The organism is Flectobacillus sp. BAB-3569, assembly GCF_002270355.1.
GTDB lineage: Bacteria > Bacteroidota > Bacteroidia > Cytophagales > Spirosomataceae > Flectobacillus > Flectobacillus roseus.
The window spans coordinates 1-658 of sequence record NZ_NJFZ01000170.1 but is presented as its reverse complement, the minus strand read 5'-3'; the positions used below and the strand labels follow the sequence as shown (position 1 = coordinate 658).

General features: G+C 37.6%; 1 protein-coding gene. It reads left to right on the top strand.

From position 1 onward, the window contains the following. Positions 1–69: 69 nt before the first annotated feature. The gene (locus tag BWI92_RS26865) at positions 70–420 is read left to right on the top strand and encodes a tetratricopeptide repeat protein (protein ID WP_176464581.1); all 351 of its coding nucleotides are present in this window, start codon (positions 70–72) and stop codon (positions 418–420) included. The last annotated feature ends 238 nt before the right edge of the window (positions 421–658 follow it).

Genomic DNA, 658 nt, shown 5'->3' with positions numbered 1-658 from the left:
TTTCTAAATTAGMAATGAGTTCGGCGGAAATGCTGGTAACTTGTCTAATTTTATGCAGGTGTTGCAGAGTTGAAAGAAGGTAAATATGATGCTGCTATCGACCACTTAAAGTCATTCAGTAGTTCAGATTTATTGGTTCAAGCTCGTGCATATTCTTTAATTGGTGATGCTTACGCTGAGAAAAAATCTTTCGGCGATGCTATCGATTATTACAAAAAAGCTTCTGAATACAAAGCAAACAAATTCTTTACTCCATCATATTTGATGAAGTTGGCTGCTGCTTACGAGGCAAACAAGCAAAACAAGGAAGCTTTGGATGTTTACAACGAAATCGTAGAGAAGTACGCAGAGTCAGCTGAATATATCAACGCCAAGAAATACAAGGCGGTGTTAGAAGGCTCTGCTCATTGCCACTTTTAAGGGCATCGAACATTTGAGCAACTGCTATCTTTTTTCTTGGAAACCTGTGTATGCTTGGCTTCAATTTGACGGTATTCTTGCGTATTGGCAATTTATCTAACCTGTTTGGTTAAAAATAGTGGTGGTTGATTGAACTGAATAAAAGACAAAAACCAAGGCACCAACCAACAAATCAAAAACTGCATCGTATTTAAGCAATACCATTCATGAGTAAACCAATACGACTTTCTCCTACAGA